The sequence below is a fragment of the Leisingera sp. ANG-M1 genome (genome assembly GCF_000813745.1).
In the GTDB taxonomy this organism is placed as follows: Bacteria; Pseudomonadota; Alphaproteobacteria; order Rhodobacterales; family Rhodobacteraceae; genus Leisingera.
On the sequence record NZ_JWLC01000006.1, the window covers coordinates 225589 to 240681 of the forward strand.

Sequence of the window (15093 nt, forward strand, 5' to 3'; positions counted from 1 at the left end):
CCCAAAAAATCCCCGCCGGAGGCAGGCGCCGCCAGGCGCCACTCCCCTCGCGCGGCAATAAATGGCCTGTGAAGCACACTTTACCCGGTTTTGTGCTACTATCAGGATAAGTGCCGCTCCCGGCCCCGCATGAGCCCTGCCTGAACGGCACTTCCGTTGTGGTCAGTGAGGAGGAGAACGCATGGCAAAAACAATCGGAAACCCACTCAGCTGGCTGTTGCAAGGGGCTGAGACAACCGGCGAGCATATTGGCCATACAGTCGAAGAGATGGGGGGCGCAGGCGTCAAGGAAATCCCGGAGGCCCGGACCTTGACCATGGACGATATCATCCATTCTCTGGCAGCCGGTCTGGAGGATTTTGCCGCCTGCCGCTCGGACGCGATGTTCCTGGTGCTGTTCTACCCGCTCATTGGCATCGCCATGGTGGTGATGAGCCTGTCGATGAATCTGCTGCCGCTGATCGTGCCGATGATCATGGGCTTTGCCATCCTCGGCCCGGTCGCTGCGGTTGGCCTTTACGAGATGTCGAGGCGCCGCGAGGCCGGCGCCGAGCCGCAATGGCTGGATGCCTTTGCGGTGCTGCGCTCGCCCGCCTTCGGCGCCATCCTGGTGCTCGGCCTGTATCTTGCGGGCCTGTTCATGGTCTGGCTGGTGGCCGCCGACATGATCTACAGCCGCACCCTGGGGCCGGAGCCGCCGGAATCTATCGCCAGCTTCGCAGCCGCGGTGGTGACCACCCGCGAGGGCTGGATCATGGCCATTGCCGGCGGCGCCGTGGGGGCAGGATTTGCCTTTGCCGCATTGGCGGTGAGCCTGGTCTCTTTCCCGCTGCTGCTGCACCGCCATGTGGGCCTGCCGGTGGCAGTGGCCACCTCGCTGAAAGTGTTCCGCAAAAGCCCTGTGGTCTGTCTGACATGGGGCTTCATCGTCGGCACCGCGCTGCTGCTGGGATCGATCCCCTTCCTGGTCGGGCTGATCTTTGCAGTGCCGATCCTGGGGCATGCCACCTGGCACCTGTACCGCCGCGCAGTGCAGTAAAGGGCAGTATCAAACAAGAAAGGGCCGGCGCATCTGCCGGCCCTTCTGTTTTGCAAGGTTCCGCAGCTCAGCCCACTTTCAGGACAATCTTGCCGATGTGGCCCGAGCTCTCCATCCGGGCATGCGCGGCTGCGGCCTCCTCCAGCTCAAACTCGCTGTCCATCACCGGCGCCACCTTGCCGGCGGCAAGCAGCGGCCAGACAGCCTCGCGCAGGTCCTGGGCAATCTGCGCCTTGGCCAGATCGCTTTGCGGCCGCAGCGTGGATCCGGTCAGGGTCAGCCGCTTCACCATCATCAGAGCAAAGTTCAGTTCCACCTTCGGCCCCTGCAGGAAGGCGATTTGCACCAGGCGGCCGTCCTCGGCCATCGCCTTGATGTTGCGCGGGATGTAGTCGCCGCCGACCATATCCAGTACCAGATTGGCGCCGCCTTCCTCGCGCAGCACCTTGACGAAATCCTCATCGCGGTAATTGATTGCACGCTCGGCACCAAGGTCCAGGCAGGCCTGGCATTTCTCGTCCGATCCGGCGGTGGCAAACACCCGGGCACCGAATTCGCGGGCCAGCTGAATGGCCGTTGTGCCGATGCCCGACGAGCCGCCGTGCACCAGGAAGCGCTCCCCGGCCTTCAAGCCGCCGCGGGTGAAGACGTTGGACCAGACGGTAAAGAAGGTCTCAGGCAGGCAGGCCGCTTGTTTCAGATCCATCCCTTCCGGCACCGGCAGGCAGTGCGCCGCAGGCGTTGCCACATATTCCGCATAGCCGCCGCCCGGCAGCAGGGCGCAGACCTGATCACCCGCCGAAATCCCGTCAACGCCTGCGCCCACGGCCACCACCTCGCCCGAAGCTTCCAGCCCCGGCAGGTCGCTGGCGCCCTTGGGCGGGTCATAGGCGCCGGCGCGCTGCAGCGCATCGGGGCGGTTCACGCCGGCATAGGCCACTTTGATCACCACTTCGCCGTGGCCCGGCTGCGGCACCGGGCGCTGGCACAGCTGCAGCACTTCCGGCCCGCCGGGTTTGGTGATCTCCACCGCGCGCATCATCTCTGTCATCGGAATATGTCCTCCTGATCCTTGCCCCTGCCTAGCATCCGGCCCGGTGCCCGCAAACAGCAAAGGCGCCGCAGTTGGGGCGGATTGCGGAGTACCACCGCAAGAAACCGAGAGTATGATGCAGCTGCCCGCTAATAAGAACAAACACCGGCCGCAAACGGATTAATAGAAATCGCAACGCAAATGCCAAGCAGCGCTCGCTTTGCTTCGGAACAGATAGATTGACCCGCTATCTCCAAAACCGATCCGGCCCTTGGCAGTCGAGTCGATCTGCAGCACAAAGTCTTCGTTGTGTTGGGCCCTATCCCATTGCGATCCTTGGATCCAAGTCGGCCAACCGCCGATTTTAACCGGGTAAGCACTCTGCAATTCAAATGCACGCTTAGAACTCGGATTATCGTAGAACCAGGCCGATGTGTCAGACCAAGCGACGCGATCTGGAATTTCGGCCGCAAAATCTTCCCACGAAGGTTGCTGAGGCACTGGTGTTTGCCATCGCACAGGAAAGGTGACGAGAGCGTCGCTCTCTCGATAACCCGGCCCCAGCGGAACCAGTCCGTCCATTCTGGTATAGGTGGACACCTTGAAGTCTATGCCCTCCACCGCTTCGGACAAATTGCCTTCAAGGTCGAGCCAGAGCGTCAGCAGTTCGGTATTTTCCAATCCGGGGATGGACATTTCGACTTCATCAGTTCTTATCTGAAGAAGCGCCTGCATAGGCTTTCCGCTCCGGCCCAAGGGAACTTCTTCACCCGGCGCCGCCAGCGCGCAGCCGCCCCACCAACTAGAATGTCTGTTTGTCGTCTTTGGACGGAATCCTCCCAGTTCACCAAAGACAGCAGGGCGAAGCATAAGATGCAGCGTACGGTCAGCTTCTCGCGCTTCGGTTGGGCTCGGTGGCACTTCGGTATTTCGGATACGCCCCAACAAATGCAACAGGCGCCCTCGCAGATAGCCGGTCCAACTCGCGCGAAGCGGCGGAATATTGGGGGCAGTCATAAAAATCCTAGCTTCAAACAAAACCTGAGTAGGCCCGAGCGGCCTGACTACCCCTGAGAGCAGTCAGCTGGATAGTCAAGAGGACTACCGCTTCAAAGAAAAGTACGGCCCGTCTCACCGCCGCGGGTCAATCGACCCCGGCAGATCATCGCGGCCTTTCGGCGGTTTAATCTGCTCGGCCAGCCAGTTCGGCCCCGCCAAAAGCGGCTTCAGCAGCGGGTTCTTCTGCAGGCCGGCCTTCAACTTCTCAAAGTCCATCACATTATCAATGCGCCGGTCCAGGAAGTCCCAGGTTGCCTGATGGTCCAGGCTGTCATCGCCCAGCCAGTAGAGAACGGTGGCGGAATAGACGCCCGCCAGCGAGGCGCGCTTGGTGTACCAGTTCAGATCGTCGGAGCCATCGCCCAGCGCCTCCCAGATCAGGTCGCAGGTGCCCCAGATTGCCTTGACGCCATCACCCGCATACTGCGGCAGCGTCAGCAGCGTGGTGCCGCGGCGCACCGCCTCCTTGTCGTCGACCGCCTCCAGCCGGAACCGAACGGCTGCCGCCACCTTATCGCGGAAGCGCAGGCCCGACAGATCCTCGGCCTCCAGCCGCGCCAGCATCAGCGAATCGCCCCGCGCGTGATAGGCCAGCGCCAGATCCACACCGCCGCGCGGGCAAACCGCATGGCCCAGCACCTCGGGCACATCCGCATCCTGGCAGGCAGCGCGGAAGGTCACCTCGGACCAGCCGTCAAAGGGCACATGCATCAGCGCCGCATCCAGCAGTTTTTCCTTGATATCTTCCTGTGCGTGATCCTGGTCTTCAGCCATGGCACCCTCCCGCTGGCAGCGTTCTGACACGTCCTGACACCCTACTAGACAAATTAGACGCGCTTTGCTATACGGCCACCTCCTGCAATTTCCTTGCAACTCAAAACTTAGAAAGGTGGTGAAAACCACATGCAGGTTAGTGTTCGCGACAACAACGTCGATCAGGCGCTTCGTGCCCTGAAGAAAAAGCTGCAGCGTGAAGGCGTCTTCCGCGAAATGAAGCTCAAGCAACATTTCGAAAAGCCGTCCGAGAAAAAAGCGCGCGAGAAAGCTGAAGCGATCCGCCGTGCCCGTAAACTGGCACGCAAGAAAGCCCAGCGCGAAGGTCTGCTGTAAGCACACCTTGCTCTCCAGCTTTGGACAGCACGACGGCAGATCCTGTGATCCGCCGGAAAAACTCAGACGACCCCCGCGGCCCTGCCCGGGGGTTTGTCATTTCTGCCTCCTCCGGATGCACCGCTCCCAAACGTAGGCACTGTGCCGATGAGACACTCCGCCTGCCCTAGGTTCGTTCGAATTACATCTTTAGGGTGTATTCTTTAAAAGATTTCTGCTATACAGAGATCACGGCAGGGTAAATCTGATGCGTTTCCCTAACCATTGTCCCGCCGTCCGGGCTTGGAACACCCGGTTTATTGAAACCCGGAGCAGGCCGCGTCCCCCCCATCAATACCGGCGCCTGTCTTGGTCCCTGCAAACAAGGCACTGCCTCTCCGGGTTTCCTTTAATCCCCCAATGCCGCCAAGTTCCGGCCAAGGAACCGGTAAGCCTGCCGTGCAGCAGCGCAGCCCGGGCCGAATCCGCGGCGCCTGCCGCCCGCTGCACTCTCGGCGCATCTCCGCCACCCGCCGTGCCGCCGCCTCGGCAGCGGGGAATGGGCCCGGCACGCGCAGTTTTCCGCGTATCAGCCGCCATGCTTCGGGCAGAGCTTTGCCGCAAACCGGCTTGGGCACAGGACTGCCCTTTTAGCGCCTTAAAATTCCGTTAACGGGATAGGGCACCGCCGCTCAGCCGGCCCACTCACGGAGCAGTCTTAATGTCACAGGCAAGTGAACTCGAGCGCCAGATGCTCGACCTGATCAACGCCGAGCGCACCTCGCGCGGGCTCAACCCGGTGCAGCTGGAGCTGCGTCTCAACGATTCAGCTGAAGAACACAGCGAATGGATGCTGCAGCAGGATGTGTTCTCCCACACCGGCGCCGGAGGCTCCAGCGCGGGCGACCGGATGGAAGATGCGGGCTTTCAGTTCTCGGGCAGCTGGACCTGGGCCGAGAACATCGCCTGGCAAAGCGAACGCGGTGCGCCCGGCCTCGCCGATGATGTCATCGACCTGCACAATTCCCTGATGAACAGCCCAGGCCACCGCGCCAACATCCTGAACGCCAACGTCGAAGTGATCGGCATCGGCATCGAGCAGGGCAACTTCAACGGCTGGGACGCGGTGATGGTCACCCAGAACTTTGCCCGCACCAGCGCACCCCTTCAGCTGGACGATGGCTCTGGCGGCGGCTCAGGCGGCGGCGATACAGGCGGCAATAACCCGCAGGCGACCGAAGGCAATGACACGCTGACCCTTTCCAGCGCCGGCAGTTTGAACGGGCTGGGCGGCCATGACGAACTGACCGGCAGCAGCGGCGGCGACGATCTGCAAGGCGGCAGCGGCCGCGACACGGTCAAAGGTGAAGGCGGCAATGACGAACTGCGCGGCGGCAATCAGAACGACCGCCTGTTTGGCGGCAGTGGCAACGACAGCCTCTATGGCGGCTATGGCCAGGACCGGCTGCAGGGCAATGGCGGCCACGACGATCTGACCGGCGGCGGCGGCAACGACAGGCTGTGGGGCGGCAACGGCTCCGATACCCTGAAAGGCGGCAGCGGTGCCGACATGCTGCACGGCGGCAAAGGCAACGATGTGCTGACCGGCAACAGCGGCGGCGACCGGTTTGTCTTCACTTACGGAGACGACACCGTGACCGATTTCAACGTCGGCACCAGCGGCGAGCTCATCGACCTGCGCAAGGCCGATGGCATCAGCAGCTACAACGATTTGATGAGCAACCACACCAGCCAGACCTCCCAGGGCCTTCTGATCACTGACAGCACCGGCGACAGCCTGCTGCTCAGCGGCATCACGGCTCAGGAGCTGAACTCAGGCGACTTCCTGTTCTGAGTTCCAATCCCCACCGGGCACCAGCGGACAGGGCGCGCCAGCCGGCGCGCCCTGTCCTGCTTTTGAAGCTGTGCTTCAATACACTTTCGGCACATACAGCTCGTCGGGCAGAATCTGCCGCTCGTAGTCCGGGTTGTACTCCCGGTCCGGCAGCGCCACTTTCTCGTGCTGCACTTCCTCGTAGGGGATTTTGGTCAGCAGATGCTCGATGCAGTTCAGCCGCTCGCGCTTCTTGTCGTTGCCCTCGACAATATACCAGGGCGCCTCGGGGATGTTGGTGCGCGCCAGCATCTCCTCCTTGGCCTTGGTGTACTGCTCCCAGCGGATCCGGCTCTCCAGGTCCATCGGCGACAGCTTCCACTGTTTCATCGGATCATGGATCCGCATCATAAACCGCAGCTGCTGCTCCTCATCGGTGATCGAGAACCAGTATTTCAGCAGGATGATGCCTGAGCGCACCAGCATCCGCTCAAATTCCGGAACGTCCTGGAAAAACTGTTCTACCTGATCGTCCGAGGCAAAGCCCATCACCCTCTCGACGCCTGCCCGGTTGTACCAGGAGCGGTCGAACAGCACGATCTCGCCGCCTGCAGGCAGATGCGGCACATAGCGCTGGAAATACCACTGGCTCTGCTCGCGGCGGTTCGGTGCCGGCAGCGCCACCACCCGCGCCACCCGCGGGTCCAGCCGCTGGGTGATCCGCTTGATCACCCCGCCCTTGCCGGCGCTGTCGCGGCCCTCGAACAGGATGCAGACCTTGGCGCCGGTATGCTGCACCCAGTCCTGCACCTTGATCAGCTCGGCCTGCAGCCGCAAAAGGTTGCGGAAATAGACCTGCCGGTCAAGCATCTCCGGATGCTGCGCGCGGTAGATCTTGCGGATCTCCTGGCTCAGCATCGGCTCGGAGAACTCAATCTCAATGTCCTCGTCCAGCGTGTCCTGCAGCTCCGCTTCCAGCCAGTCGAGGGATGCGGTCTCAAATTCGCGGGTCACGGGCGGGTTCCTTCCTTGGTCAGTTGTGCAAGCGCCCCCTTTACAGGCAGCCTGTAAAGGTTTGATGTCAGCCTTTGGAAAGGGGCGGGCATTCCTCAGGCAAGCGGAATTCCCGGCAAGGTTCAAGCGCAAAAGCCGCCGCTCCCTGCTGCTAATCCGGTGGAACTGCCCGCATTGACCTGATTATCTGCGCCCCATGACCTTCATAGTGAACGCCTTTCCGCAAATCTGGCCCTGGCTGATTCTGATGGCCGCCCTCGCCGCCGGCTGGAGCGGCGCCCGCCGCAGCTCATTTCTGCTGCTGGCTGCAGCCGCTGCCTTTATGATGGCAAAGGGCCACCTTTCGATAGCAGGTCTGGCCTTGATCGGGACCGGCCTGGGTGCAGCCGCCTTGCTGCCCCGCCTCACTGGGCGCGCTGCCGTCGCCGGGCACGGCCTTCTGATCCTGGGATGCCTGACGCTTGGCATGCATATTGTCCCCGGCGTTCACAACCTGCTGATTCTCGACCAAATTACTTCTGGCCCGGACAGCGCCCCCTATTCGCTGCACCTGAACCTCGACAAGCCGCTGGTTTTCTTCGCCCTGCTCCTAGCATGGCCGCCACTATTGCAATTTTACTTACGCCCGGCGGCACGCCGGGCCGCGCCCTCCCCTCCCCCCGGGAGGGCGCTTCGCACCCACCCAGGCTCGGGCGCGGCCCTTCCCGCGAAACAGCTCCCATCAAGCAACTTGGCGATTCTGGCTGGCTTGCTGCTGCTCACTGCCGTGTTCCCGCTGGCCCTCGCCGCCGGCGCCCTGCAGTTGGAGCCGGGCCTGCCCGCATGGACCCTCCTGTGGATTCTGTCGAATCTGCTGCTCACCTGCCTTGCCGAAGAAGCCTTCTTCCGCGGCTACATTCAGCAGGGCCTCACCCGCCGTTTCGGCGCCGCCGCGGGGATCATTGCCGCCAGCCTCCTGTTCGGCTTCGCCCACATCGGCGCCGGACCCGCAGTGGCGGCGTTCGCCACGCTGTTAGGCCTGGCGTGCGGGCTGGGCTACTGGGGCAGCGGGCGGTTCCGCATACCGGTGCTGATGCATTTTGCCTTCAACCTCGCCCACCTGTTGCTGTTCACCTACCCCGGCCCGGCCTGAGCACCGGCACCTCCCGGTGCACAGGGGGTGTACAGGCGGTGCACGAAAATCACCCCCGCCATTATAGGATCAAACCGGCAGCGCCGTGGTCTTGAATACGGTGCGCAGCGCAAAGCTCGACTGCATCTGGGCCACCCCGGGCAGCCGCGCCAGATACTGGCGATGGATGCGGGCAAAATCCTCGGTATTCTCGGCCACCACTTTAAGGATATAGTCCGCGGTCCCCGCCATCAGATGGCACTCCAGCACATCCGGGATCCGCGACACTGCCTTTTCAAATGCATCCAGCACTTCATCCGCCTGGCCGGACAGGGTAATCTCGACAAAGACCGTGGTCGGCACCGCCATTTTGCGGGCATCCAGCAGCGCCACGTAATCGCGGATATACCCCTCCGCCTCCAGCCGCTGCACCCGCCGGTGGCAGGCCGATGCTGACAGGTTCACGCGCTCCGACAGATCGGCGTTGGAGATCCGCCCCTGCTTTTGCAACACCGAGAGAATGCGACGATCTGTTTCGTCCAGCGACATTTTGCGAAGATCCTTGCTGTATATTGCCTATATAAACGAAGAATCTTCGAAAGCCATGTTTTAATTCTGCTCAAAAAAGCAGCACATTTTGTCGCACCTCCCCCAGACTCGCAGGCAGAGAGTTTGGAGGAGATACTCAAATGAAAATCGGCTGCCCCACCGAAATCAAACCCCAGGAATTCCGCGTCGGCATGACCCCGGATGCGGCCCGCGAAGCCGTCAACTGCGGCCACGACGTCGTCATCCAGAAAGGCGCCGGCATGGGCGCTGGCTTCACCGACGAAGACTACGCCGCCGCTGGCGCTGTCATCCTGGACACCGCTGAAGAGATCTTTGCCACCGCCGACATGATCGTGAAGGTGAAAGAGCCCCAGGCGGTTGAGCGCAAGATGCTGCGTGAAAACCAGCTGCTGTTCACCTACCTGCACCTGGCACCCGATCCGGAGCAGACCCACGACCTGCTGGAAAGCGGCTGCACCGCCATCGCTTACGAGACCGTCACCGACGACCGCGGCGGCCTGCCGCTGCTGGCGCCGATGTCGGAAGTTGCCGGCCGCCTGGCACCGCAGGTCGGCGCCTACACCCTGCAGAAGGCCAACGGCGGCCGCGGCGTGCTGATGGGCGGCGTCCCGGGCGTTGCTCCGGCTAAGGTTGTCGTGATCGGCGGCGGTGTTGTCGGCACCCACGCCGCCAAGGTCGCTGCAGGCATGGGCGCAGATGTCACCATCCTGGACCGTTCGCTGACCCGTCTGAAGTACCTGGACGACGTCTTTGGCCGTGAGTTCAAAAACCAGTACTCCACCGCCGGCGCCACCGCCGAGCTGGTGCGCGACGCCGACATGGTGATCGGTGCGGTTCTGATCCCGGGTGCCGCAGCGCCGAAACTGGTGTCCCGCGCGCAGCTGTCTGAAATGAAGCCAGGCGCCGTGCTGGTGGACGTTGCCATCGACCAGGGCGGCTGCTTCGAAACCTCCCGCGCCACCACCCACGCCGATCCGATCTATGAAGTCGACGGCATCATGCACTACTGTGTGGCCAACATGCCGGGCGCCGTGGCACGCACCTCGACCCAGGCTCTGGGCAACGCCACCCTGCCCTTCATGCTGAACCTGGCCAACAAAGGCTGGCGCCAGGCCTGCGAGGACGACCCGCACCTGCTGAACGGCCTCAACGTGCATGCCGGCAAACTGACCTACTACGCGGTTGGCGAAGCCCTGGGTCTGGACGTGCTGTCGCCGAAGCTTGCCCTGAAGCAGTAATCCAGCCAGCCAAGGCAACCAAATTCTGCAAAGCCCCGCCATTCCGGCGGGGCTTTTTCCGTTTGGGCTCGGCCTGCGCGCAGCCCAAGGTCTCTCTGCCGCATCCGGAATACCGGGAAAACTGATGCACCCTATGCGAACAGGCCAAGGCAAACTTCCGTAAATTTTCAAAGTTGACAAATTACTCTGTATTGTTATTTGTCAAAATTGAAAATTAACGGAGATGCCATGCCCCGCCCCAGTTTGCAGGACCAGCGATCCGAGGAGATCCTCGACGCCTATCTGACATGTGTAGCCCGGTTCGGGCTTGAAGGCGCAACGCAGGAAAGGATCGCTGCCGAGGCAGGCGTAAAGCGGCCCTTGCTGCGCCATTACCTCGGCAACCGCGATCAGATGGTTGCCGCTTTGAACACCCATGTTGTTGACTCCTTCAACCTCCTGACAGGTCGGCTGGACGCGACTCTTGCCGGTATCACCAGTGCTGCAGAGCTGACCGATCTGCTGTTTGCCGAAGACGCCGGAAACGACCCGCGCTTGCTGCTTGCCTGGCAGGCACTGTCCGTCTCGGCGGCCGGCCAGCCAGAGATGCGCGCAGCCCTGCTGGATAGTCTGCAGCAGTTTCTGGATGTGCTCTCCGCCGCCCTGCACCGGATTGCGCCCGCGGCGGATCCTGCCCGGGTCCGGGCTGTGGCGCAGGGGATTTCCTCCAGCTTCGTGACTCTGGACTCCCTGTCGCCGCTCAACCCGCCTGCGGGATGGCGGCAGGAGCTGAAGCAAGCGGCCCTGCTGCTCGCCGGCACCCTGGAACATAGCCCCCGGGCGGGCGGCTCATGAACCGCCAGCGACTTCTGAACTACATCGCCTTCCCCGTCCTGACCGGCGCCGCTGTACTGGGCATTTACTGGATTTGGGGCCTGCTGTTCCTGTGGTGGCTGGTGCCTGCTGTGATCAGCGGCCAATCCTTCTTTGTCTTTGAAATCAGCCGCAGCGAAGACCCCCTGCTGTTCTGGGCGGTGGCCGCTCTCTGGGCTCTGTTCGGAGTGATGATGATTGCTGCCAGCCTGTTCCCGCAATACGCCGCCTGGCTTGTCTGAGGATGTGCAAATGACTGCCATGTACCACCGCCTCCCCGTCTCCGCCTACACCAGCCAGGACTGGTTCGACCGCGAGCAGGCGCTGATCTTCTCGCGCAGCTGGCGCTATGCCGGCCTGGCCGAGGACGTGCCGGAACCGGGCCACTATATTGCGGTGCAGGCCGGCCTCAACAACCTGTTCATCGTGATGGGCCGCGACCGCCGCCTGCGTGCCTTCCACAACATCTGCCGCCACCGCGGCACCCAGCTGATCCGCGCAGTGGGCAAGTCGCAAAAGGCGCTGACCTGCCCCTATCACGACTGGACCTACGATCTGGAAGGCAACCTGGTTTCGGTCCCCGATGAGGCCCGCGAATACCCGGGCGGCCTCGACAAAAGCTGCCTCGGCCTGAAACCCGCCAGCGTCGATATCTGGCGCGGCATGCTGTTCGTGCACCCTGACCCGCGGGCCCCCGGCCTGGCCGAATGGTTCGGTGCCGTCGACCCGCACCTCGGGCCGCATAAGTCAGACCAGCTCGCAGAATACCCCGAAGCCCGCCAAACCTATGAAATCAAGGCCAATTGGAAGATCGTCGTGGAGAATTACATCGACGTCTACCACCTCAGCCACCTGCACGCGAACACGCTGCATATGTACGACCACGCCAAGGCCGAATACGGCTGGAAAGGCCCCCACTACCACTTCTGGGAGCCCCCCAGCGCGGCTTATGCCAAGGACCTGGAAAAGAACCTCCCCACCCCGCGGGTGATCCCGCAGCCTCATACCGGCACCTGGGTCCCGATGCTGTTCCCCGGCATCGGCATCGGCGCCAGCGAGGACAGCTGGAACCTCTTCATCATCACCCCGCTGGGCCCAAAACTGACCCGGGTCGAAAACCGCACCAAGCTCGCCAGCGCCTCGGAGTGGGAATTCAGCAAGCAGGCCTGGAGCAGCCAGGGTTTCTGGAAGAATTTCGGCGGTCCGAAATACAGCGGCAGCGACGCCTCTGGCGAAGACGACCCGATGGCCTCCGGCGATTTCACCGCCGAGGATATCTACGCCTGCGAGCAGCAGCAAAAGTCGCTGCAAAGCCCCTACTTCGAGGTTGGCCCGGCCGCGGCAGGCGAAAGCCCGGTTATCCGGCATCAGCAGGCGGTGCTGGACTTTCTTGCAGCGCAGGAGACCCCGGCGCCATGAGCGGTTTCCACAGCCTGACAGTAGCCGGTATCCAGCAGGAAGCCGGCGGCAGCGCAACCAGCGTGACATTTGACCTGCCGCCGGCGCTTGCGGAGACCTTCCGCTGGCAGGCCGGGCAGCACCTGCCGGTTCGCTTTGAAACCGGAGGCCGGGAGTACCGCCGCTGCTACTCCATCTCCAGCCCGCCCGGCGCACCGCTGCGCATCACCGTCAAGCGGGTCAAAGGCGGCGTGGTTTCAAACCGCATTTCAGACAGCCTCGCACCCGGCAGCACGGTTGAGGCAATGCCGCCCGCAGGCCGGTTCGTGCTCGCCCCTGCCGCCTTGGCCCGCCGGACCCACTACTTCTTTGCCGCCGGCAGCGGCATCACCCCCCTGTTTGCCATGATCCGCGCCGTCCTGGATCACGAACCGCACTCGGCCGCCCATCTGATCTATGGCAACCGCTCGGCCCGCGGCATCATCTTCCGGGAAGAACTGGAGGCACTCGCCGCAGCCTTTCCGGACCGCTTTACCCTGCGCCATGTGCTGTCCTCTCCCCGTCTGTGGAGCGGGTTCACCCCCTGGCGCAGCGGCCGCATCACCCGCGATGCCATCAGCGCAGCCTTTGCGGGCACCCCGCCGGTGGCGCAGGATGTGCAGTACTGGATCTGCGGCCCGGGAACGATGAACGCCGGGATACGTAAGGCTCTGATGGAGCTGGACGTGCCAGCCGGCCGCATCCGCATGGAAAGCTTCGGCCTCAGCAGCCCCTCCGGCAGCACCGGACCTGCCGGCGTCGCCGCTACCGCATCCGTGACCGTGAACGGCAGCCGCCGGGAGATTCCTGTTGCCGCCGGGCAGACCTTGCTCGAAGCCGCCCTGGCCAGCGGCCTCACCCCGCCGCACAGCTGCCAGTCCGGAGTCTGCGGCGCCTGCCGTGCCAGGCTGACCTCAGGCCGGGTGGAAATGCGCGCGCAAATGGCCCTAAGCAGTTCCGAAGTGGAACAGGGAGACATCCTGACCTGCCAAAGCCTGGCCGAAACCAGCGAACTGGCGGTTGTTTACAAGGATTGACCCTGAACAAAAAAGGCCGGGCGCGATGCCCGGCCTTTCCAAGTCGTACAGCCTTTGGCCTTAGTGGCCCAGGATCTGGCTGAGGAACAGTTTCGTCCGGTCGCTCTTGGGGTTGTTGAAGAACTCTTCCGGTTCGTTCTGCTCCACGATCTGGCCCGCGTCCATGAAGATCACCCGGTTCGCCACCTGGCGCGCAAAGCCCATCTCGTGGGTCACGCAGAGCATCGTCATGCCCTCTTCCGCCAGTTCGATCATGGTGTCGAGCACCTCCTTGATCATCTCCGGGTCGAGGGCCGAGGTCGGCTCGTCGAACAGCATGATCCGCGGCATCATGCACAAGCTCCGCGCAATCGCCACCCGCTGCTGCTGGCCGCCCGACAGCATGCCGGGGTATTTGTTGGCCTGCTCCGGGATCTTCACCTTCTCCAGGAAATGCATCGCCCGCTCCTCGGCCTCTTTCTTGGGCGTCTTGCGGACCCAGATCGGCGCCAGGGTGCAGTTCTCCAGGATGGTCAGATGCGGGAACAGGTTGAAGTGCTGGAACACCATCCCCACTTCGGAGCGGATTTTGTCGATGTTTTTCAAGTCGTTCGACAGTTCGGTGCCATCGACGACAATCTTGCCCTGCTGGTGCTCTTCCAGCGCATTGAGGCAGCGGATCAGCGTCGATTTGCCGGAGCCCGAGGGGCCCGCGATCACGATCCGCTCGCCCTGATTGACGGTCAGATTGATGTCGCGCAGCACGTGGAACGAGCCGTACCACTTGTTCATGCCATTGATTTCGATGGCGACCTCGTCGCTCACCTGCATCTTGGAGCGGTCGATTTGACGGTCGGACATAAGTTCAGACATTGCGGGTCTCCTGGGTCGCGGTGATGGCGGCGGCAAGATCCATCACCGCATTGCCGACGGATTTGAACAGGGTGATTTCTTCGGCGGTGCCGCGCCCGGCCCGGCCCTGGGTCAGGGCATGAAGGTCGCCGAGAATATCCGCTTGGGCGATGGCGCCGGTTTCCAGGGGCGTCTTCAGCTCGCCCGCCTCAATGGCGGCAAACCTGGTGTCCACGAACAGCCGGGCCCGCTGCAGGGCGCGGTCGTCGGCCTCGCGCATGGCCGGGGTAAAGGCGCCGATCAGGTCCACATGCTGGCCCGGCTGCAGCCAGTCGCCCATCAGCAGCGGCTCGGTAGCCAGGGTGGCGGCGCTGATGATATCGGCCTGCGGCACTGCTGCGGCCAGATCGCTGACGGCCTCAGCATCCCAGCCTTTGGCGCGTAATTCCCCCGCCAACCGTTCCGCCGAGGCGGAAGAGACATTCCAGATCCGCACCTCGTCGACCGGACGCACATTGCGGAACGCCTCCGGCAACTGCGCCGCCACCTTGCCGGAACCGAGGATCAGCAGTCTGCGGGCATTCTCCCGCGCCAGGTGTTTAGCGCCGAGCGCCGAGGCGGCTGCCGTGCGCCGGGCGGTCAGCACCGCCCCGTCCAGCAAGGCCAGATGCGCGCCGGTGGCGCGGTCGAAGACCAGCACCGATCCGGCGATGGCGGGCAGGCTGCGGGCTGCATTGCCGGGAGTGGCGGTCACCACCTTCACGCAGCCCACGGTACCGGTCCAGGCAGGCATCAGCAGCAGCGTGGCGTCCGGTTCCCCTTGCATCTCCATCGTATGGTGATGGCGGTCCGGCGCCGCCAGACCGCTGGCAAACAGCGCCTGCATCTGCCCGATCAGCGCCTCAAAGGGCAGCGCTGCAGCGGTGGCCTCAGCATCAAGTATCTTCAT

16 protein-coding genes are annotated in these 15093 nt (G+C 63.1%); 9 read left to right on the forward strand and 7 right to left on the reverse strand.

What is annotated here, in order from left to right; genetic code table 11:
* The first annotated feature begins 181 nt into the window (after positions 1-181).
* Positions 182-1039, forward strand: a complete 858-nt coding sequence (locus RA19_RS04905) for a DUF2189 domain-containing protein (protein ID WP_039160073.1) — start codon at positions 182-184, stop codon at positions 1037-1039.
* Positions 1040-1106: 67 nt separating this feature from the next.
* On the opposite strand, the gene RA19_RS04910 is transcribed toward RA19_RS04905, so the two are convergent.
* The 3 genes from RA19_RS04910 to RA19_RS04920 all read right to left on the reverse strand — a co-directional run bounded on the left by RA19_RS04910 (position 1107) and on the right by RA19_RS04920 (position 3905).
* Positions 1107-2090 carry an NAD(P)H-quinone oxidoreductase gene (locus RA19_RS04910; protein ID WP_039160074.1) on the reverse strand — a complete coding sequence of 328 codons (984 nt, stop codon included), beginning with the start codon at positions 2088-2090 and terminating at the stop codon, positions 1107-1109.
* Positions 2091-2252: 162 nt separating this feature from the next.
* The gene (locus RA19_RS04915; protein WP_082020448.1) at positions 2253-3089 is read right to left on the reverse strand and encodes a DUF1963 domain-containing protein; all 837 of its coding nucleotides are present in this window, start codon (positions 3087-3089) and stop codon (positions 2253-2255) included.
* 114 nt (positions 3090-3203) lie between these two features.
* The gene (locus tag RA19_RS04920; protein ID WP_039160076.1) at positions 3204-3905 is read right to left on the reverse strand and encodes a COQ9 family protein; all 702 of its coding nucleotides are present in this window, start codon (positions 3903-3905) and stop codon (positions 3204-3206) included.
* A gap of 129 nt (positions 3906-4034) precedes the next feature.
* Here RA19_RS04920 and rpsU point away from each other — a divergent pair, with 129 nt between their 5' ends.
* Positions 4035-4241 (forward strand): 30S ribosomal protein S21, encoded by a 207-nt coding sequence (gene rpsU / locus RA19_RS04925; protein ID WP_005614280.1) that lies wholly within the window; start codon positions 4035-4037, stop codon positions 4239-4241.
* Positions 4242-4941: 700 nt separating this feature from the next.
* Positions 4942-6075: a CAP domain-containing protein gene (locus tag RA19_RS04930; RefSeq protein ID WP_039160078.1), complete on the forward strand. Its 1134-nt coding sequence runs from the start codon at positions 4942-4944 to the stop codon at positions 6073-6075.
* Between the two features lie 75 nt (positions 6076-6150).
* On the opposite strand, the gene ppk2 is transcribed toward RA19_RS04930, so the two are convergent.
* Positions 6151-7068: a polyphosphate kinase 2 gene (gene ppk2, locus RA19_RS04935; protein WP_039160080.1), complete on the reverse strand. Its 918-nt coding sequence runs from the start codon at positions 7066-7068 to the stop codon at positions 6151-6153.
* A gap of 196 nt (positions 7069-7264) precedes the next feature.
* Here ppk2 and RA19_RS04940 point away from each other — a divergent pair, with 196 nt between their 5' ends.
* Positions 7265-8200 carry a CPBP family intramembrane glutamic endopeptidase gene (locus RA19_RS04940; RefSeq protein ID WP_039160082.1) on the forward strand — a complete coding sequence of 312 codons (936 nt, stop codon included), beginning with the start codon at positions 7265-7267 and terminating at the stop codon, positions 8198-8200.
* Positions 8201-8269: 69 nt separating this feature from the next.
* Here the strand turns inward: RA19_RS04940 and RA19_RS04945 are convergent, their stop codons facing one another.
* Positions 8270-8728, reverse strand: coding sequence for an Lrp/AsnC family transcriptional regulator (locus RA19_RS04945; RefSeq protein ID WP_039124941.1), 459 nt, complete (start codon positions 8726-8728; stop codon positions 8270-8272).
* Between the two features lie 140 nt (positions 8729-8868).
* Here RA19_RS04945 and ald point away from each other — a divergent pair, with 140 nt between their 5' ends.
* The 5 genes from ald to RA19_RS04970 all read left to right on the forward strand — a co-directional run bounded on the left by ald (position 8869) and on the right by RA19_RS04970 (position 13313).
* The gene (gene ald / locus RA19_RS04950; RefSeq protein WP_039160084.1) at positions 8869-9987 is read left to right on the forward strand and encodes an alanine dehydrogenase; all 1119 of its coding nucleotides are present in this window, start codon (positions 8869-8871) and stop codon (positions 9985-9987) included.
* A gap of 228 nt (positions 9988-10215) precedes the next feature.
* Complete coding sequence (locus tag RA19_RS25660; protein ID WP_052261644.1) at positions 10216-10821, forward strand: TetR/AcrR family transcriptional regulator; 606 nt, start codon at positions 10216-10218, stop codon at positions 10819-10821.
* The gene (locus RA19_RS04960; RefSeq protein WP_052261645.1) at positions 10818-11081 is read left to right on the forward strand and encodes a hypothetical protein; all 264 of its coding nucleotides are present in this window, start codon (positions 10818-10820) and stop codon (positions 11079-11081) included. Before RA19_RS25660 ends, RA19_RS04960 begins: the two co-directional genes overlap by 4 nt.
* A gap of 10 nt (positions 11082-11091) precedes the next feature.
* Positions 11092-12258 carry an aromatic ring-hydroxylating oxygenase subunit alpha gene (locus RA19_RS04965; RefSeq protein ID WP_039160086.1) on the forward strand — a complete coding sequence of 389 codons (1167 nt, stop codon included), beginning with the start codon at positions 11092-11094 and terminating at the stop codon, positions 12256-12258.
* Positions 12255-13313 (forward strand): ferredoxin--NADP reductase, encoded by a 1059-nt coding sequence (locus RA19_RS04970; protein ID WP_039160088.1) that lies wholly within the window; start codon positions 12255-12257, stop codon positions 13311-13313. The genes RA19_RS04965 and RA19_RS04970 overlap by 4 nt, the downstream gene beginning before the upstream one ends.
* Before the next feature lie 60 nt (positions 13314-13373).
* Here RA19_RS04970 and RA19_RS04975 read toward each other — a convergent pair whose 3' ends face one another.
* The gene (locus RA19_RS04975; RefSeq protein ID WP_039132239.1) at positions 13374-14165 is read right to left on the reverse strand and encodes an amino acid ABC transporter ATP-binding protein; all 792 of its coding nucleotides are present in this window, start codon (positions 14163-14165) and stop codon (positions 13374-13376) included.
* Complete coding sequence (locus RA19_RS04980) at positions 14158-15093, reverse strand: ornithine cyclodeaminase family protein (protein ID WP_039160090.1); 936 nt, start codon at positions 15091-15093, stop codon at positions 14158-14160. The genes RA19_RS04975 and RA19_RS04980 overlap by 8 nt, the downstream gene beginning before the upstream one ends.

What these genes read in the sequence shown, in the direction of transcription:
- RA19_RS04905 (WP_039160073.1), top strand. Translation starts at nt 182, where the DNA reads ATGGCAAAAACAATCGGAAACCCACTCAGCTGGCTGTTGCAAGGGGCT.
- RA19_RS04915 (WP_082020448.1), bottom strand. Translation starts at nt 3,089, where the DNA reads ATGACTGCCCCCAATATTCCGCCGCTTCGCGCGAGTTGGACCGGCTAT.
- RA19_RS04945 (WP_039124941.1), bottom strand. Translation starts at nt 8,728, where the DNA reads ATGTCGCTGGACGAAACAGATCGTCGCATTCTCTCGGTGTTGCAAAAG.
- RA19_RS04920 (WP_039160076.1), bottom strand. Translation starts at nt 3,905, where the DNA reads ATGGCTGAAGACCAGGATCACGCACAGGAAGATATCAAGGAAAAACTG.
- RA19_RS04930 (WP_039160078.1), top strand. Translation starts at nt 4,942, where the DNA reads ATGTCACAGGCAAGTGAACTCGAGCGCCAGATGCTCGACCTGATCAAC.
- RA19_RS25660 (WP_052261644.1), top strand. Translation starts at nt 10,216, where the DNA reads ATGCCCCGCCCCAGTTTGCAGGACCAGCGATCCGAGGAGATCCTCGAC.
- RA19_RS04960 (WP_052261645.1), top strand. Translation starts at nt 10,818, where the DNA reads ATGAACCGCCAGCGACTTCTGAACTACATCGCCTTCCCCGTCCTGACC.
- RA19_RS04965 (WP_039160086.1), top strand. Translation starts at nt 11,092, where the DNA reads ATGACTGCCATGTACCACCGCCTCCCCGTCTCCGCCTACACCAGCCAG.
- RA19_RS04970 (WP_039160088.1), top strand. Translation starts at nt 12,255, where the DNA reads ATGAGCGGTTTCCACAGCCTGACAGTAGCCGGTATCCAGCAGGAAGCC.
- RA19_RS04975 (WP_039132239.1), bottom strand. Translation starts at nt 14,165, where the DNA reads ATGTCTGAACTTATGTCCGACCGTCAAATCGACCGCTCCAAGATGCAG.
- RA19_RS04940 (WP_039160082.1), top strand. Translation starts at nt 7,265, where the DNA reads ATGACCTTCATAGTGAACGCCTTTCCGCAAATCTGGCCCTGGCTGATT.
- RA19_RS04980 (WP_039160090.1), bottom strand. Translation starts at nt 15,093, where the DNA reads ATGAAGATACTTGATGCTGAGGCCACCGCTGCAGCGCTGCCCTTTGAG.
- RA19_RS04910 (WP_039160074.1), bottom strand. Translation starts at nt 2,090, where the DNA reads ATGACAGAGATGATGCGCGCGGTGGAGATCACCAAACCCGGCGGGCCG.
- rpsU (WP_005614280.1), top strand. Translation starts at nt 4,035, where the DNA reads ATGCAGGTTAGTGTTCGCGACAACAACGTCGATCAGGCGCTTCGTGCC.
- ald (WP_039160084.1), top strand. Translation starts at nt 8,869, where the DNA reads ATGAAAATCGGCTGCCCCACCGAAATCAAACCCCAGGAATTCCGCGTC.